Raw genomic sequence first — 17616 nt, forward strand, 5'->3', positions numbered from 1 at the left:
GACTCCTAAACGCGTATACGAGGGTCGATAATCGTATATAGCAAGTCGACCACAAGGTTAAAGAAGATAGTGAGTGAGGCGACAATCAGAGTAATGCCCATTACTAGGCCGTAGTCGCGGTTGAGAGCCCCAGACACAAAGTGTTGTCCCATGCCACCTGTACCAAAGAAAATGTCGATAATTACCGAGCCTGTCACGACAGACACAAACGCAGGGCCGAGCATCGCAACGACGGGAATCAGGGATGGTCGCAAAGCGTGATGGAATAAAATGTAGGTTGTGGACAAACCTTTGGCTTTTGCCGTTCGAATGTATGGTTGGTTGAGCGTTTCAATCATTGCGCCACGCATGACGCGTGCAATACTCGCAATGGAGCCAATCGCCAGGCTGAGCACGGGAAGAACAAGAAAAGCCAGCTTTCCTCCTTCCCAACCACCAGCAGGGAACCAGCCGAGCTGAATAGCGAAGATCATGACTAAAACTGGAGCAAGCACGAAAGCCGGAACTACAACTCCAGTCATCGAAAGTGTCATCAGGCCGTAATCTAGGCGGCTATTTCGGTTCAATGCCGCAATGGTGCCAAGCAACATGCCAAGTGGAACGGAAATACAAAAGGAGAGTACGCCTAATACTGCTGAAACTGGCCATGATTGTGCGACGAGCTGTGTAACACTGAAGTCTTGATAAACGAAGCTCGGACCGAGATCTCCTTGTATGAAATTACCAATGTAAATCCAAAACTGAGTAAGGAAGGGCTGGTCCAAATGGAATTTTGCTTCGATATTCGCACGTACCACCTCTGGCATAGGCCGTTCCATATCAAATGGCCCCCCTGGTGCAATGTGCATCAGCCAAAATGATACGAGTGCGATGAATAGAAGCGTGGGGATAGCGATAGCTAATCGCTTAACAATGTACCAAATCATGATCCATCATCCTTTGGTCATCCGAAATCACTTCGAACGGTTATGAATAAAAAATGGTCTGAGCTCAGGTTGCCTTCTCCACCGAGAGATATGAGGAACGGCAAATAAACATTGAACTTGCCGACTCAGACCGAAACATGCTTTTAGTGGGCTTTTACATAGACATTCTTGCGGTAGTACGACGACTCAGGGTTTGTCAGTTCGTAGCCGCCCACGTAAGGCTTGATGAGGTATTGATCGTTACCCGGACGATAAATAGGAATAATGGCCATGTCTTCAATCAGCATGCTTTCTGCTTGTAGATACAGTTCTGATGGGTTGCTCATGGTCTTTGAGCGAGCCATTAACTCGTCGTATTGCGGGTTGTTATAACGAGAATCGTTGTACTCGCCACTAGAAACGAAGATATCCAACCATGTAGAGGCTTCATTGTAGTCGGCCGTCCAGCCGCCGCGAGTAATGTCGGTCGGCTCTTTAAGTGCGTAGAACACTTTCGGTTCTAGCTGTTTTATCGTGACTTGCGCACCCAATCGGCTTTTCCACATGCCTGCCATGGTGGTTGCCATTTTTACGTCCATCGAGAAAGTTGGTACGGTAAAGGTTAACTTAAGCGGATTGCTTTTATCGTATCCAGCTTCTGACAGTAATTGCTGCGCTTTTTCGATACGTTTATGGCGGTTCCAAGTTGCGAACTCAGGAGTGTGAGATTTAAAACCATCTGTTTGAGGTGGCACAAGGGTATACATTGGAACCCCACCGTTTCTCAAAATAGCACTCGTTAACAGTTGACGGTCAATGGCATATGAGAGGGCTTTACGAACTCGCACGTCTTTTGTTGGTCCTTGTTGAGTGTTGAGGTAATAGAATGTGGAGCCAAGAGACGCACTGTTGCTTGCCACTTCTTGTGGGCGTTGTTGAATTAACTTTTTCTTCTGAGCGGCAGGAATGGAAACCGCTTGGTCTATCTCACCAGCTAGGTAGCGGTTTAGCACTACGTTTGCATCACCAATTGGTAGCCAGGTGACTTTTTCCAGCACTACATTGCTTGCGTCCCAATAATGTGGATTTTTAACCATCACCAGTTTTTCGTTAACTTTCCATTCAGAGACAGTAAACGCACCATTTGTAACGATATGCTCAGGCTGGGTCCAACGGTTGCCATGTTTTTCAATGGTCGCTTTATGAACGGGGGCAAGCACTGGATGACTTAATAGTTTCGTAAAGAAGGGAATAGGCTCTTCGAGTGTTACCTGGAACGTTTTTTCATCCAGCGCCTTCACGCCCAAGGACTCGGGTGCGGCGTCGCCTTTCATAATGGCTTGCGAGTTTTCGATATTTGGAATGGCCGCAAACCAAGCGTAGGGTGAAGCAGTGCTTGGATTCAGTAAGCGTTGCCAGCTGTAGACAAAATCTTGTGCAGTGACCGTTTCGCCATTTGACCATTTTGCATCACGTAAGTGGAAGGTATAAACCGTATTGTTGTCATTGACTGACCAAGACTCAGCAACACCAGGAATGGTTTTACCTTGCTTATCTTGAATGACCAGACCTTCAAACAGGTCTCGACCAAGATTAAAAGCGGGCTCTGCGGCTTGCTTGGCTGGGTCAATAGAAGTAACTTCAGCCCCATTGTTTAGCGTAATTTCTTGTGTCTCATCGAGGGTCACACCTACGGGATACGGCGCGGCATAGCTTGATGTTGCCAGTATTGGACTCATCATCGACGCTAATAAAAGCAACTTAGGTAATTTCATCCTTGTCTCACTCTTTTCATCCTGAAAGATGCCAAAAATGTATATTGTATAAATTGTCTACACAATCGAGTTTTAACATTACTGTAACAGGGTGTCAGGTGTTGAGCTGTCGGGTCTCAAAAAGTGAGCTAGGGGAATTTCTTTGAAGATCTGATATCAAGTTGGCATGACGGGAAGTAATTTTGCTTCGATACAAATTAAAATCCCCTTCAAGCACAGGCTAGAAGGGGAAGATAGTCAGTCTGCTCTTCAAAAGGCACGACGTTAACTGACTAGGAAATGTTTCACGAACTCAGTGATTTTGACCATATCACTTACCGCGATAAACTCTTCTGTCGTGTGTACTTTTGCCATGCCAGTTGAAAGGTTGACCGTTGTGAGACCTTTCTTGTTAAAGTTATTGGCATCGCTACCGCCGCCAGTGCCTTTTGTGAAGGCGTCAATTCCCAACTCTGAAAACGCTGTTTTTATAGCGTTTAAGTGTGGGTGGTTTTCTTCAATAACAAAAGCGTCGTAGGCTCGGCTAGATTCAATTTCGACTTCTGCACCGTGTTTTTTACAGACAGACTCTAATGTTGAGATCATATGATTGACCTGAGCATCTAGTTTATCGCCATTCAGGGAGCGTGCTTCTGCCACGATTTTTAATTCAGGCATAACAATGTTTGTGGCCTGACCGCCGTTAACTATACCGATGTTGGCTGTCGTTTCTTCGTCGATGCGAAGTAGCTTCATTTGGTTGATGGCATCTGCCGCCACCATGATCGCACTGATGCCTTCTTCTGGCGCAAGCCCTGCGTGTGCTGGTCGGCCTTTGATTTTTGCCATGATCTTTTGCTGGCCTGGGGCTGCGGTCACAATGGTGCCAATAGGGCCACCTGTGTCTAACACGATTGCTTCCGTTGAAGTGACGTGTGACATATCGAAGTATTGTGAACCGAATAAACCGCCTTCTTCATACACGGTGAAAGCAAGTTCTAACGTTTTGTGCTCACGGTTTTCCGCTTGAATACAACGAACGGCTTCCATGATGGCAGCAATACCAGATTTATCATCGCCACCAAGAATCGTATTGCCTTTTGAACGGATAACGCCGTCTTCGATGATTGGCTCAATGCCAATACCTGGAGTGACCGTATCCATATGACAGCTCATTAGAATAGAGCCGTCTTTTTTGCCGTCTAAACGGGCGTACACGTTAAAACCGTTAGAAATGTGCTCAGGTACTGGAAGTTTGCGTACGGTAAAGCCTAGCTCGCCTAGCTGTTCTGCCAGTGTTTCTGCAATTTGTTTTTCGTTTTTTGATTCGCTGTCGATACGTACTAGTTGGCAAAAGTGTTCAACTAAGCGTTCTTGATTGATGTGTGTCATTAGATGTCTCTTTTTCTGATCGAGCGTGAAGCCTTGTGGCTCGGCTCGATAGGGAACAGAGCACCACTTATGGCACAGTTACTTTTGAATAAAACTGAGGTGAATCAATAAAGGGGTATCCATGACACGATTCTGACCGATGAGCCTTTCGAACTGTATGAAGCGTCACGAAACATTACTTTTGATGTTTTGTAGGACCAAATGAATGAAGCAGATAGAAATAGGGGGCAATAGGCTTTCTATCCCTCTTTTACTTTTTGAGCTACGTTGCCAAGATAAAATGCCAAAGTAACAACTTGTTTACATTTTTCATGTTGGCGTAAAGCCGAAAATATCAATCTAATGTATTGAAAATAAGCAATTTGTTTGATTTTTGCGAAAGTGGATTCGATGCGCCTTCTGTGTGTAACATATATTTTACAATTATGCGTAAAAGTCGCCAAGATAAAGATTTCTCCCCACGTATTCCAATTTCTCAAGACCTGCGCCAAGTTAGACAAATAAGTCCAAACAAAAGCTACTGAGACAAGGAGAAAGTCATGGTTGATGCATATAACCCACTAGGAACAGACGGATTTGAGTTTGTTGAATATACCGCTGCAGACAACAAAGGCATTCAACAGCTTAAAGATCTGTTTATATCGTTAGGTTTTGCGGAGATTGCAAAGCATCGCTCAAAAGAAGCGTGGTTATATCGACAAGGTGACATTAGCTTTATTGTGAATGCGCAGCCGCATAGCCAAGCTGAGGGATTCGCCAAAGTTCACGGTCCGTCGGTTTGTGGCATGGCATTTCGTGTGAAAGACGCCACCGTTGCTCTGGCGCATGCGTTAGAGAATGGCGGTAAAGAATATAAAACGGAAATTGGGCCGATGGAGCTAAGCATTCCTGCTATTTATGGCATCGGTGAAAGCTTGCTTTATTTTGTCGACCGTTATGGAAAGCAGAGTATTTATGATGTCGATTTTCGTTTTTATGATGATGCTGATGAGCGTTTATCAAAAGCGAATGTTGGTCTTTACGAAATCGACCACTTAACGCACAACGTTAAGCAAGGCAACATGGATGTCTGGTCTGGTTTCTATGAGCGCATTGGTAACTTCCGCGAAATTCGTTATTTCGATATCGAAGGTAAGCTGACTGGTCTTGTCAGCCGTGCGATGACCGCACCTTGCGGCAAAATCCGAATTCCTATCAATGAGTCGTCAGATGATAAATCACAGATTGAAGAGTTTATCCGTGAATACAATGGCGAAGGTATTCAACACATCGCATTGACCACAGACGACATCTACGAAACGGTCAAAACCTTGCGTGAGCGAGGCATGGACTTTATGCCAACGCCAGATACTTATTACGAGAAAGTCGATCAGCGTGTTGAAGGCCACGGTGAAGATGTAAGCAAGCTTCGTGATTTGCAGATTCTTATTGATGGTGCGCCAACGAAAGATGGCATCTTGCTACAAATCTTTACTCAAACCGTTATCGGCCCTGTGTTCTTCGAAATCATCCAACGTAAAGGCAATGAAGGCTTTGGCGAGGGTAACTTCAAAGCGTTGTTTGAATCGATAGAAGAAGACCAAATTCGCCGAGGAGTATTGAGCGATGCATAAATGGATCACATTCCCTCATCGGGAGGGAGTCTGCTCTAAACAAGCACATGCTGACTTCCCGGAAGAGGCAATTTATGAACGTGAGGCAGGTCGAAGTGGCTTCTTCGGCCCCGCAACACATTTTCATCATCAACATGCCCCAACGGGGTGGTCTGAGTGGGAGGGCGAGCTACGTCCACGAGCGTTCGATTTTAATCTAGTGGAGAAAGTCAGCCATATTACCCCGTGGGCAGTCCCGCATCTATTACACAACGCGAATTGTAAAGTTCGTGTTTGGCGTATGGATGAAAAAATGGATTTCTTGGTGAGAAACGCTGATGGCGACGAACTGCTATTCATCCACCAAGGTACGGCAGATCTCTACTGTGATTATGGTCATTTGAAAGTGAGCGAAGGGGATTATGTCATGATCCCTCGCTCAACGAGCTGGCGTTTAGAGCCAAGCGAGCCGATGTTCATTCTGATGATCGAAAACACCGATGCGGCTTATACATTGCCCGAAAAAGGCATGGTTGGAAACCACGCGGTGTTTGATCCGGCGGTTTTAGAAACGCCGTCGATCAACGATCAGTTCCGTGCTCAATATTCTGAGAATCAAACACAGGTTCAGGTGAAACGCCACGATAAAGTCAGTGTTATCACTTACCCATTCAACCCGCTGGATGCGATTGGCTGGCATGGTGATTTGGCGGTAGTAAAAGTGAACTGGCGTGATATTCGTCCACTTATGTCACATCGTTACCATTTACCGCCTTCTGCACATACTACATTTGTAGGAGCAGGATTTGTGGTGTGTACCTTCGTTCCTCGTCCAATTGAAAGTGATCCTGGAGCGCTCAAAGTACCGTTCTACCACAACAATGACGATTATGACGAAGTCTTGTTCTACCATGCAGGTGATTTCTTCAGCCGTGACAACATTGAAGCAGGTATGGTGACATTCCATCCAGCAGGATTTACACATGGCCCTCACCCGAAAGCATTCAAAGCAGGGCGAGAGCACAAGAAGACTTTCACCGACGAAGTTGCGGTCATGATCGATACGCGTCACGCACTTCAGTTTGCGGATGAGCTGGAAAAAGTAGAAAACAAAGAATACGTCTATAGCTGGCAAGAGAAGTAAGAGGCAAGGATGAAATTAGCAACCAAGAAAAATGGCACTCGTGACGGTTTGTTGATGGTCGTGAGCAAAGACTTAACGCGCTGCGTACCTGCGACAGAAATTTTCCACCCCATGAACTTAGCTCCGACGATGCAGGTGGCGCTTGATAACTGGGATACGCTAGCACCACAACTGGAAGAGCTATACGTTGCACTGAACAATGGCACGGTTGCAGGGTATGAAGAGTTTGAAGCGCACTACTGTGAGTCGCCGCTTCCTCGCGCTTATCAGTGGGCTGATGGCAGTGCTTACGTAAACCACGTTGAGTTGGTTCGAAAAGCTCGCGGCGCTGAAATGCCAGAGAGTTTTTGGACGGATCCGTTGATGTACCAAGGAGGCTCTGATGCCTTTATTGGTCCTTGTGACAACATCGAGTTTGCGAGTGATGAATGGGGTATTGATTTCGAAGGTGAAGTTGCTGTGGTAACTGGTGACGTACCAATGGGCGCGAGTGTTGCAGAGGCTCAGGAGTCGATTCGTTTGATCATGCTGGTGAATGATGTCTCACTACGTGGCCTAATTCCGGCAGAGTTAGCTAAAGGGTTTGGTTTTTTCCAATCTAAACCTTCTTCTGCGTTTTCTCCTGTGGCAGTAACACCTGACGAACTCGGCGAAGCGTGGTACGAAAGCAAAGTGCATTTACCATTGCTCTCGACCTACAACCACAAGCCGTTTGGTCGCCCAAATGCGGGTATCGATATGACGTTTGATTTTGCAGACTTAATTGTTCATGCGACTAAAACGCGCCCGCTATCTGCTGGGGCAATTATAGGTTCTGGCACGGTATCTAATAAGCAAGGCACCGAACATGGCACTTCGATTGAGGAGGGTGGTGTTGGTTATTCATGTATCGCGGAAGTTCGCATGATTGAAACCATTCGTGATGGTAAGCCGTCGACTAACTTTATGTCGTTTGGAGATTCAATCAGATTGGAAATGTTCGATGCGGATGGCAACAACATATTCGGTTCGATTGACCAACAAGTTAGCCAATATCTCAAGCACTAATAGTGCTGGTTGGGAGACGATATGAGCGATAGCATGATTTTATACGGATACTGGCGATCATCGGCGGCGTATCGTGTGCGTATTTGCTTGAATCTTAAAGAGTTATCGTATGATTCAAAATCGGTACACTTGGTGCGCAATGGTGGCGAACAACATAGTGACGAGTACCATGAGTTAAACGCTTCTGAACTGGTTCCTTTGCTGGTGGATGGGGAGGTTCAGTTAACCCAGTCACTGGCGATCATTCAATACTTAGAAGAACACTACCCGGATGTCACTGTGATCCCCGAGCAAACGCCGCTTCGATACCAAGCGCTAGCTTTGGCTCAGGATATTGCAATGGAGATTCATCCCCTGAATAACTTGAGAGTTCTACAGTATTTAGAGGGGGAGTTAGCTTGCGAGCCAGAGCGCAAAGTCGCTTGGATTCATCACTGGATCCACAAAGGTTTTACAGCATTAGAAGAGAAACTTCAGAAGCATCGTAAACTAAATGGTGATTGCAAGTTTAGCCTGACAAGCTCGCCATCTATTGTCGATATTTGTCTGGTACCACAATTTTATAACGCACAACGCTTTGGTGTAGATACCTCTCTTTATCCAACCATTAACGCTGTTGTGCAGTCATGCAATCAACTGCCCGCTTTTATTGATGCGATGCCAGAGAATCAGCCAGACGCTAATAGTTGATTCTTAGCATACATAATGTATTAACAAAATTTAAACGAGCCAATCCAAGTGTGTGATTGGCTTGTTTTTATTGGTGAGCAAAATTTTCTGTTTCTCGCTATCGTCGTGGCGCCTCAAAATTGCGAGGTTTTGTTGCTCTGCATAACATTTCCATTTACGCTTTGAGCAACGAGTTGTTTTGGATGCACTTTATTTATGACCAACATTTTTATCATTGTTGTTCTTCTGGTTTTATTCTTCTTTGTTATTCAAAAGTACGTGATTAAGCACGATGACACGCGTGATTATCCTTATCGCTCGAAAGGCCCTCTGCTCAGAGGTCAAGAGGGTGCGTTCTATAATGCGTTAAGAGCTGCGGTCGGGGAGCATGCCGTAGTATTCGCGAAAGTAAACATGTCCAGTTTGGTTACGCCAAAAGAAATCAAAAATAAGAAGCAGTTTTTTGTCGCGAACAATCGTATATCTCGAAGCTATTTTGATTACGTTATTTGTGACCCAAGGACACTAGAGCCGCGCGTTATCGTTGAATTGGATAATGGGCAGGAGCTAAACAAGGGTAAGATAGAAAGACAAAAGTTATTGATTCATGTTTGTAAGACGGCCAACCTGCCTTTAATTGGCGCCTCGGTAAAGCACAGTTATCAAGTTGGGCGATTACGTCGTTTGCTTGCGGCACACATTGATTTGATTGAGCCTGATAAAGAAGTGCGCTTTTGCAAAAAATGCGGCAGTCCGATGATCATTAAAACCGCAAGCCAAGGTGAGTTCAAAGGGAGACGTTTCTTTACTTGTAGCCGTCAGCCGAATTGTACATACACCGAAAATTATAACGTTGTGTTTGAGGCGGACGACTAAACACGACAATTAACCTGCAGAAATAAGGGGCTTTGATTAGAGATGATCAAAGCCTTTTTTGTATCTGTCCTCAAGGCAAGACCTATACTTTGAAAAAGAGTGCAGAATAGGGCAGCCATATGCGATACGGATGGATTTTGTCAGCATTGTTCATCGCATCTAATGTTAGTGCGATACCTAATTTGAAACCACTGGAGTGTGAATTGACAGAGACACCCCAAGATCATTTCTTGTTTTACCGAGAGCAAATGGTTTACCACAGTGAGCAGTTTGTCATATTTCAAAACTTCAAAGGCAGGGTGAGCACTCAAGTGGACGTCAAAACAGGAGAGTTGATTCGTACAACCTATATCGGCGAACCATTTAAACCTAAATATCAGATTTTGTTCGGCACTTGCCCTAAGGTATCGCAAACCTTACAGATTTGGATGCTCAGTGAAGTGCCTTACGACAATTAAGTGAGATAATAAAAGTTATATAGATCACACTTTTAAACCCTGCAGGCTCAGTCCTTGTCGATAAAATCATCTGAAAACGCGTGTTGAGTTTACATTTTCGCCAAACGGTTCAAAGTTGGTAAATTTGTGCTTGCACCGTCGTTCGCTTATAGCTAATATCCTCGTCGTTCCAGAGAAATGCGTCCGTAGCTCAGCTGGTTAGAGTATCGCCTTGACATGGCGGGGGTCGGTGGTTCGAGTCCACTCGGACGCACCATTCTGAATTGAATGGTTAGGAACATAAAAATTTGGGTCCGTAGCTCAGTTGGTTAGAGTACTACCTTGACATGGTAGGGGTCGGCGATTCGAGTTCGCCCGGACCCACCAAATTTTAAAAAAGCCCACCTTTTGGTGGGCTTTTTTGTGTCTGTAATTCATTGATACTCAAGTAAAACTACTTCTTTTCTTGCCCCTTGTTTTTGCTCTGCTTTAGCCCCTTGTCAGAGATAAAAGCGCACTACTTGATCCGCAACACAACCTCAAAACCCTAAATGCAATGCATAAGGTGCATACGCTTCAAACCCACTAGAGCCGTCTATAAATCATGTTGCGTGCCACTAGCCGTGGCATTAGAGACACTGACTATTAATCTAAATTATCTGGCGTGTGAAGATTGGTGCCGCATATTGTACATTTGTAGTCACCAGTCGCTTCGCCTTCCATTAATGAGCTAATTATTGCTGCAAATAGACCTGAGAAGAAACCTTTAGCTTTTTTCTCGGTCTTTTCCTGCGCTTTAGAGAAGCTTTCGTACCGATGTAGCGTTACTTCTTTACAATTACAGCAAAACGCTCTTGTCTCTTCAGAACCGTACATTTTTACCAATTGATTTACTCCCTGTAAGTTAATTTCCCCAAGTGGCGTTATGTTCAAGGGTAAGTCACACAAGACTGATGTGTGACTTACCCTAAACACTAAAACTAACGTAATGTAAAACACCACATGTTATGAATGATTATTTAACGCCTTGTTATCCGAGCTTGCTAACTCTGCTGATTGAATAGTTGTGGCAATAAGCTCTTCAAATAGAGCTAATTGCCCAGCAGGTATCAATTGATTTTGTATAGCTTTTCGTTTGTTTGAGTCAAATAGCCGCTCTGTTAACCAACCAATTAGATACATCAGTGAAAGACAGCCACCAGCCGTCGCTACATTACCGTCTATCACGAGAGGCAGATCCTGAACATCTCCTCCCATACTTTGTAGAACGTCCTTTGCATCTGGGTTTGTTGTTAATCGCTTGCCTTTTAGTAAACCGAGTTCATGGAGGATGAATGATCCCGCACAAATCGAACCTATTAGCTGCCTATTTGGATCAAGATTCAACGCCGACATAAATTCAGCATCTTTTAAAGCGGCTGGAATACCCCGTTTGCCGCTTGTAATAAGAACGACATCTTGATTCGTCACCTCAGAAAGGTGTCCGTCTGTTTTAACTTTCATACCGAGGTGGGAATGATGTTCAGATTTAGTTCCAAGTATACTTACTGTCCAACTGTCGGTTGTGCGCCCCAGCAAGTCATACATAAGAAAGAAATCGACATCCGTGAAATCATCAAATAAAACAACGCCGATTTTATACATAACATTTATCCTTTTGGACTTACTCGTAAGTCGCAAAATCTGTAGTAGGAGGGGAGGGGCATTCGATACACAAGCTTCTGCTAAGCACCTTAAATACCAAAGGCGGTGCAAACTAACAATGCCATGTGTACCAAATCCCTATTATAAAACTTTGTTATGTTTGTTTTATGAGCCCGCCCAGAAAAACTCAACCCTAATACCACTTGGGTCGTAACACATTAAATGTTTTGCGGGTCCTGTTTTAACAAGCTCGGGACCAAACTCAATTTCGATTCCCGACGCCATAAATTGATCACGCAACTCATAGAGTTGCTTCTCAGTCTCTACGAGTAAAGCTAAGTGATGCAAACCAATATTCGTTTTTCTGTCAAATGGAGTGGCGGCATCAGCCTTAGCCGCCCATAGTGTAAGCATGATATGCCCATCACTCACAAATATTGCCGGGTAGTCTGGATTTCTTTTTACTTCACTCCAACCTAATTGTTCAGTGAAAAACTTCGCGCTTGCTTCTAGGTTAGATACGGTTAAACCTACGTGGTGTATGCCTTTTGTTAACACAGTCACTTTGTTTCCTTACTCGTTTTAATGGCTATCAAACAAAGATAACTCGATAAAAAGTAAGCATCAATACACATATATTGATTAACTTCGTCAATCTATTCGAATACGGTAATCCAACTGGAAACATAACATTGTAAACAAGAAACCCAATCTTGAACTAAAAATTAAACTTAGAGTTCATTCTTAAGTCCTGTATTAATCAAATACATTAATAGCCATAATATTTAAGCCAGCCTATAGGGCATATCATTCCATTAAAGGTTTGAATGTTCTTATTCAAGCTAACGTCTTCCAATTTGTAACAGTGAACAACATTACTAGTCGAAGTAGATGCTGGTGTTGAATACGTCACAGGTTTAGAAGCGTTTGCTTTATGTATTTCATGTGCTCGCTGTTGGTCTATCGCCACTTGATTCTTATGATTGTTAACTTCTCGCAATCCAGATTCTAGGGATAGGTGCCAATCCTTACATGTTGTTCCTAAACCATCATTCTGAGACTGATATTCTGATAACGCTACACGAGCTTCATTTACCGACTGATCGATATCGGACTGATCGACTAGCCAAGTAGAAAAAGAATAGTTAATGGCTTCTCGATAGTTTACCGATTGCTCTAAGCTATAAGCATCGGAATGAAAACAGGCCTCTACCACTGCCCATTGAGTCGATAGGTTTGATAATACGTTTTCAGGTATAGGCTGTAGCTGGCTTTGCGTAGACTGGCAACCGGCTAGAAGAAAAGGGACAGGGAGTAGTTTTAGAAAAAATTTTTGGTTCATTTTAATCTTAAAATTAATGCAATCTTTTTCATTATCATAATACAGGACGATTGAAGAAAGTAGCATTTCTATCAGTAAGGGAATGTGGCTAACGCACTGATAAGGTGTGAGTAAAGCGATATCAAAGCCCTCAACACACCTTAACTACGAATACTACCGCATAACAAAGATGCTATGCGGTAACGGTAGTATTCAGGCTTGAACAGTTTGTCGCACGTTGTTCTCGCCTGCCAGCACGGAAATTCTCTCAAAATCTCGACTCGGGAAGTCAGGATCTACGTACACAAACATACGACTTATCATTTTTCCTTCAAACTCAAATACACTACAAAAACGCCCTGTGGAAACTTTGTTGTCCGGCCAAGAGGTACCATCACTCATTACGCCGCCTTCCTGTCCTTCAACAATGACCTTGTTTCCAGCAGTCGTTATTTGAAAGCCGTCTATGTCGTGCCAGATATTAATCAACGAGCTACCAATCCTATTGCCAAACTCCACTAAGGCACTCTTTCCTTTCGCTTGCCCAAATTTAGGAAAGAAAAAATCAACATCCTCTGAGAATAGATCCAGATAGCTAGGATCACCGGCATCTATTTTCTCGAAATACTTAACTACTAGCCCAACTAAATCGTCTTTTTCCATAATTATTTCACACCCATATTAGCTTTACGCACAACGCAGAGTTAAATAGTAAGCGGAGCGACCACTCAACCTGAACGTTTGCATCTTAAACACCGAGTACATTTAAACTGAAATTGCCAAGAGTTGCGAATCTTATTGAAGTGCTTTGTTAGATGTAATCCGTTTAGCCTACGTATACACCATTGAAGTATTCGACGCGTTCTAACGTCATTCTTAACTTACATTCTTCAATCTGGACACCTTGCCAGGGTGAGGGCGTGGAAGACAGGCCCGTAAACTCACATTCGGCGTCTCTGTATTTTAGCCAAGCTCTTTGGGCCTTTCGAAATGGCTCTACCAGTTCGGTCTGAGACCATGTTTCCCTTAGTGCTTTTTCTTCCTCACCTATTCTAGCGATTGCTTCCTTGTAACTTTCGTTAAGCTCTTTATCTGCAGATTCCATTTTCTTTTCTACACACTGATAACCAGCCATAACGCCACCGCCTTTTACTTTGCAGGGATCTTCAACATCATCAGAGGCCAAGCAAGGTAAAGAAACCAACGCAAATATCATAAGTAATTTGTTCAAAATTGCCTCCAAGCTCCGAGTGCTTGTTAAACCGTTATCAGCTATTTTTCCTTTTTAATCATGCAGCTTTTTGCCTGTGCCTTCAAAGATAAAATAGAAGGTTAGTGATTCTAGTGCCTAAACAGAAGGTAAAAGAAGATTGATACACGGGTTAAATGACGCCTTAATCTGAGTTATTTTTAGTGGGCGTTTTGTATCAATTTTTTCTGTGGAATCATTAGTTTGATGGCGTCTGAGGATGTTAAGATGACTCCCATTGAATTTATTATCGCCCTGAAACACCTAGGTTGAATTAAGTGGTGACTATTCCCCTCCAATCATGGAGTTGATTCAAAGGTAGGGCGATAAATGTTGCGATTCGTAATAAAAATTTATGCCAAGTGCAGTTCGCTATCGCGGCTTATATTGAGTTGGGCAATAACCTCTAATGATGTCTGAGTTTCGTAGCTTGTTGTGTTTTGTATTGCGCCCCGAAACCCTTTTACGCCACAATTTAAAGCTACTTGATTTGAGCCGGCTACGCATAAACTGAATCACGTCGGATTCATTCAAACCAAATTGAAATTCGATAGCCTCATATGGGGTGCGGTCTTCCCATGCCATTTCTATTATTCTTGACTCAGTTTCCGAGGTCAGTTTCATTTCAAATAACCTATTTTAGAAAAGAGAATTCTACGACGGAAATTGAGTCTTGGTTCAAATGTTCTTATATGCGTGCTTAGTGTTTAGCGACTTAACACCTACAAAAACTTCTCAATGAGGACTTCGTCTACGTATCTCCCACGAACTTTTGCATGCTTCTTCGCGGTCCCTACGATTTCAAAGCCTTGTTTGAGATAGGCTGATAACGCTCGCTCATTATCGCTGCGAACGTACGCAAATAGTTTTTCGTAACCCTTTTGTTTGGCTACTTCGAATGTCGATTTGAAAAGCTGTTTAGACACACCTTGGCCACGAGCACCGTCACTAACAAACGTACCAATTATGCCAACATGGTCAAAAGCTTTTGTATATTGTGCAAAGGGCTCGATATTTTGGAAACCAATGACTTGTGAGCTATTTTCGGATAAAGCGACTGTAAACACGCCCCGTTCTGGGAAATGAGTAATGAACTCTTTTTCTTCTTCAGGTGTGAAAGGCGTATCTAATACAGTGTATAAACCTTCAATAATGATGGGATTGAGGACGTTTGTAATGCCTTCAGCATCACCTAAAGTTACCTGACGTACAATTAAATTCATGCCACTTAGCTCCTATTAAATTTAGGGCTGTTTTGTACATGAGTTGGAGACTTGCAGCAACAAGTAACGTCATTAAGTCGTAAAGAATATACCTATTGCACTTAAACGGCGGTTAATAGTGCTGATTGTTATTTGGTATTTCTGATATATCACTTTTTAAGTGACGGCTTAACTTCTACAGAATATTTCCACATCACGACCCCGTTTTCTACAAGATCATAACTCGCGCTTTGACCCTCGGAGTTGAGTACAAATACCGGCATTTCCATCCTTGACGTAGCGCCATCTCGGTTGCATGACATGGTAGCTTCAAGCTGTATGCTATTTTTGCTCGGTTCTGAAAGGGTTCCTAAGTACGCGCAGCCGTCGACAAAACTGGTTTTGCTTTTTCCTTTAGAGGATATTTCAAAAGTCGGAAAAATGAATGTTGATTGAGGCTCTGTTACTACCACATTGACTTGATAGTTCGTCGCTGAAAAAGCATTGAAATGAGCTCCAAGCATAAGTAAGAACAAGATTTTTGATTTCATAAACTCTTCTTTATTTCGATATTACTAGTTTGGTAACGGCGCTATTAACGTGACCACTTAATCTAAAACTTTACTGCGTAAGCATTAAAAAGGATACAAAGGTAGAGTAGTTGAATATGGTTAATCGGCCGTAAATAGTTTTATTAAGCGATCTTACATACCTAAAAGAGGTAAGTTCTTTCGCTTTTGATAGGTTAATGCTAATTCTAAACAGGTCTTGATTGAAGCTTCTGGCAAAGGAGCGGATAAAGATAGAATTATTGCTCGATTACCCTGAAACTCAAGTGAGTCACTATACAGTTCGCGGAATGTGTCGACGAGCTTAGTTTGGCAATTAAAGAACAGATAATAACGACTAGGCGTTTTCTGTTTCCAATCCATCCTTACCGGGCTACCTGTTTTCACACTGTAGCTTGGCTCTCCCCATTTTAGAGATTCTTCAACTTCCCCCAGTTTTAATTCAGAAGCGATAGTTAAGACGATATTTCGTAGCTCTTCTATCCGAATACGCACATGTTTTGGATACTCATCAAATCTTGCCTTCACTGCATGGTTCATTGGTATCTCCTATAAATAGCGCTGTTTTGGGGTGAAGCCCAAGCATACTTTGGCTATGTAGCAATTACGTCATAATGTTATTAATCAATAAATCTAGCACATAGCCAAAATACTAAGCGTAAGGGTTTCCCTCGGTTACGTTTAGGATGCTCTGGGTGAAAACATGATGATTGACATGCCAAGCATAGCGACAGAAACCCCCACTATGTCCCAGAGCGTTGGTTGAACGCCGTCGATACACCACAACCATAGAATTGCGACAAAAATATAGACACCACCGTAAGCGGCATAAACTCTGCCAGTTGCGGTAGGATGTAAAGATAGAAGCCAAGCAAACATAGCAAGGCATAGCGCTGCTGGTACCAAAAGCCAAACTGACTTATCTTCCTTTAACCAGAGATAAGGTAAGTAGCAGCCTAATATTTCTGCAATGGCGGTTATAAAGAAAAGCCCAATGGTTTTGACTTCAGTCACTTAAACATTCCTATCTTTCTCTACAAATATATGATGCTTGTTAAATGGGCAATTGTTCGGCTCATTACATTTCGCCCAGCTTAATCTTGGATTGAGCCTCACTCACGGTTTGTTTACCGAATAACAGATCCATCATCGAAATGATTCGTTTGTTGTCTTTACCCCATTTATCTGGATTCGCGCTGTTTGGTGCTTTAAATTCAACTTGTCCTACTTTTTCGTTATTTTTGTAGGCTTTGATCTGAGCATCAGCGATAAATGTTCTAAAATCCCAGCTCCAGCGTGATACGTAAGTAAGTGTCAGCTCAGAGCTAACAGGAGGCGTGCCGTCGCTTACGACTGTGCATTTATGGGCGGTATCCAAACACCAGTCTTGCATCGAATCTAAGAAAACATCTCGCGTGGCGTTGTCTTTTACGATGGTGATTTCCTTGCTCTGATTTTCTTTCGAGATTGTTTCTACCGTATACTTTGGTGCCGCACATGCAGCTAATAGAATAGGCAAGCTTAGAATGATGAGTTTTTTGTGCATCTTATGTCTCTTTTTTTTTAAATTTATATATTCAAACAACTTCAAGATACTGAGTTCAACGAGAATAACTAACAAGCATGGCAACTGTTATTAACAAAACCTTTAGAGTAGAAGGGTTTGTTTCGGGAGTATGCCAATGTCTCGATGCAAAATAATTAGTAAGAGATTGCTATTGCGTTACGTTAACTCTTGAACTTATGTCCGTATCAATGTCCAGAATTCTTCGCATTGAAGTTTTTGAAGTGCAATTCTAACGGAATTTTAAATTG

General features: G+C 43.1%; 21 protein-coding genes and 2 tRNA genes. 8 read left to right on the top strand and 15 right to left on the bottom strand.

The features are described 5' to 3' along the window. Window positions 1-5: 5 nt before the first annotated feature. The 3 genes from oppB to R7093_RS19115 all read right to left on the bottom strand — a co-directional run bounded on the left by oppB (window position 6) and on the right by R7093_RS19115 (window position 4051). On the bottom strand, window positions 6-926 hold the full coding sequence (gene oppB / locus R7093_RS19105) for an oligopeptide ABC transporter permease OppB (protein WP_005377838.1): 921 nt from the start codon (window positions 924-926) through the stop codon (window positions 6-8). Between the two features lie 143 nt (window positions 927-1069). Next, the gene (locus tag R7093_RS19110; protein WP_054577897.1) at window positions 1070-2680 is read right to left on the bottom strand and encodes a peptide ABC transporter substrate-binding protein; all 1611 of its coding nucleotides are present in this window, start codon (window positions 2678-2680) and stop codon (window positions 1070-1072) included. 264 nt (window positions 2681-2944) lie between these two features. Next, complete coding sequence (locus tag R7093_RS19115; protein ID WP_318146781.1) at window positions 2945-4051, bottom strand: M20/M25/M40 family metallo-hydrolase; 1107 nt, start codon at window positions 4049-4051, stop codon at window positions 2945-2947. A gap of 539 nt (window positions 4052-4590) precedes the next feature. Here R7093_RS19115 and hppD point away from each other — a divergent pair. The 8 genes from hppD to R7093_RS19155 all read left to right on the top strand — a co-directional run bounded on the left by hppD (window position 4591) and on the right by R7093_RS19155 (window position 10203). Next, window positions 4591-5664: a 4-hydroxyphenylpyruvate dioxygenase gene (gene hppD, locus R7093_RS19120; protein WP_005377835.1), complete on the top strand. Its 1074-nt coding sequence runs from the start codon at window positions 4591-4593 to the stop codon at window positions 5662-5664. Then, the gene (locus tag R7093_RS19125; RefSeq protein ID WP_213972310.1) at window positions 5657-6787 is read left to right on the top strand and encodes a homogentisate 1,2-dioxygenase; all 1131 of its coding nucleotides are present in this window, start codon (window positions 5657-5659) and stop codon (window positions 6785-6787) included. The genes hppD and R7093_RS19125 overlap by 8 nt, the downstream gene beginning before the upstream one ends. A 9-nt stretch (window positions 6788-6796) precedes the next feature. Further along, window positions 6797-7834 carry a fumarylacetoacetate hydrolase family protein gene (locus R7093_RS19130; protein WP_170897123.1) on the top strand — a complete coding sequence of 346 codons (1038 nt, stop codon included), beginning with the start codon at window positions 6797-6799 and terminating at the stop codon, window positions 7832-7834. A gap of 21 nt (window positions 7835-7855) precedes the next feature. Beyond that, window positions 7856-8524, top strand: coding sequence for a maleylacetoacetate isomerase (gene maiA, locus R7093_RS19135; protein ID WP_005377832.1), 669 nt, complete (start codon window positions 7856-7858; stop codon window positions 8522-8524). A 195-nt stretch (window positions 8525-8719) separates the two neighbouring features. After that, window positions 8720-9379, top strand: coding sequence for a DUF2726 domain-containing protein (locus R7093_RS19140; protein WP_047100684.1), 660 nt, complete (start codon window positions 8720-8722; stop codon window positions 9377-9379). A gap of 119 nt (window positions 9380-9498) precedes the next feature. After that, window positions 9499-9837, top strand: a complete 339-nt coding sequence (locus R7093_RS19145; protein WP_005377830.1) for a hypothetical protein — start codon at window positions 9499-9501, stop codon at window positions 9835-9837. 179 nt (window positions 9838-10016) lie between these two features. Next, window positions 10017-10093: transfer RNA gene (locus R7093_RS19150), tRNA-Val, on the top strand. Between the two features lie 33 nt (window positions 10094-10126). Beyond that, window positions 10127-10203 (top strand) — tRNA-Val (locus R7093_RS19155). Window positions 10204-10461: 258 nt separating this feature from the next. On the opposite strand, the gene R7093_RS19160 is transcribed toward R7093_RS19155, so the two are convergent. The 12 genes from R7093_RS19160 to R7093_RS19215 form a co-directional block, all read right to left on the bottom strand. Then, on the bottom strand, window positions 10462-10692 hold the full coding sequence (locus R7093_RS19160; protein ID WP_017820907.1) for a hypothetical protein: 231 nt from the start codon (window positions 10690-10692) through the stop codon (window positions 10462-10464). A gap of 129 nt (window positions 10693-10821) precedes the next feature. Next, the gene (locus R7093_RS19165) at window positions 10822-11460 is read right to left on the bottom strand and encodes a DJ-1/PfpI family protein (RefSeq protein WP_047100683.1); all 639 of its coding nucleotides are present in this window, start codon (window positions 11458-11460) and stop codon (window positions 10822-10824) included. Window positions 11461-11625: 165 nt separating this feature from the next. Continuing rightward, the gene (locus tag R7093_RS19170; protein ID WP_031780991.1) at window positions 11626-12024 is read right to left on the bottom strand and encodes a VOC family protein; all 399 of its coding nucleotides are present in this window, start codon (window positions 12022-12024) and stop codon (window positions 11626-11628) included. 205 nt (window positions 12025-12229) lie between these two features. Continuing rightward, complete coding sequence (locus tag R7093_RS19175; RefSeq protein WP_235429158.1) at window positions 12230-12802, bottom strand: hypothetical protein; 573 nt, start codon at window positions 12800-12802, stop codon at window positions 12230-12232. Window positions 12803-12994: 192 nt separating this feature from the next. Then, on the bottom strand, window positions 12995-13444 hold the full coding sequence (locus R7093_RS19180) for a nuclear transport factor 2 family protein (RefSeq protein WP_047100681.1): 450 nt from the start codon (window positions 13442-13444) through the stop codon (window positions 12995-12997). Between the two features lie 163 nt (window positions 13445-13607). Continuing rightward, complete coding sequence (locus R7093_RS19185; RefSeq protein ID WP_017820912.1) at window positions 13608-13997, bottom strand: lysozyme inhibitor LprI family protein; 390 nt, start codon at window positions 13995-13997, stop codon at window positions 13608-13610. Window positions 13998-14402: 405 nt separating this feature from the next. Next, entirely contained in the window at window positions 14403-14654 is a 252-nt protein-coding gene (locus R7093_RS19190; protein WP_080960059.1) for a TIGR03643 family protein, read from the bottom strand. A 98-nt stretch (window positions 14655-14752) separates the two neighbouring features. Continuing rightward, window positions 14753-15253, bottom strand: a complete 501-nt coding sequence (locus R7093_RS19195; RefSeq protein ID WP_047100680.1) for a GNAT family N-acetyltransferase — start codon at window positions 15251-15253, stop codon at window positions 14753-14755. Between the two features lie 149 nt (window positions 15254-15402). After that, a complete protein-coding gene (locus R7093_RS19200) occupies window positions 15403-15783 on the bottom strand; it encodes a hypothetical protein (protein ID WP_047100679.1) in 381 nt (126 codons plus the stop codon). 153 nt (window positions 15784-15936) lie between these two features. Further along, a complete protein-coding gene (locus R7093_RS19205; RefSeq protein WP_017633973.1) occupies window positions 15937-16341 on the bottom strand; it encodes a DUF1801 domain-containing protein in 405 nt (134 codons plus the stop codon). A gap of 141 nt (window positions 16342-16482) precedes the next feature. Beyond that, window positions 16483-16815, bottom strand: coding sequence for a YnfA family protein (locus R7093_RS19210; protein ID WP_047100678.1), 333 nt, complete (start codon window positions 16813-16815; stop codon window positions 16483-16485). Between the two features lie 64 nt (window positions 16816-16879). Continuing rightward, on the bottom strand, window positions 16880-17347 hold the full coding sequence (locus R7093_RS19215) for an Sbal_3080 family lipoprotein (RefSeq protein ID WP_005385757.1): 468 nt from the start codon (window positions 17345-17347) through the stop codon (window positions 16880-16882). Window positions 17348-17616 lie beyond the last annotated feature (269 nt).

The organism is Vibrio sp. 1580, from assembly GCF_033340055.1.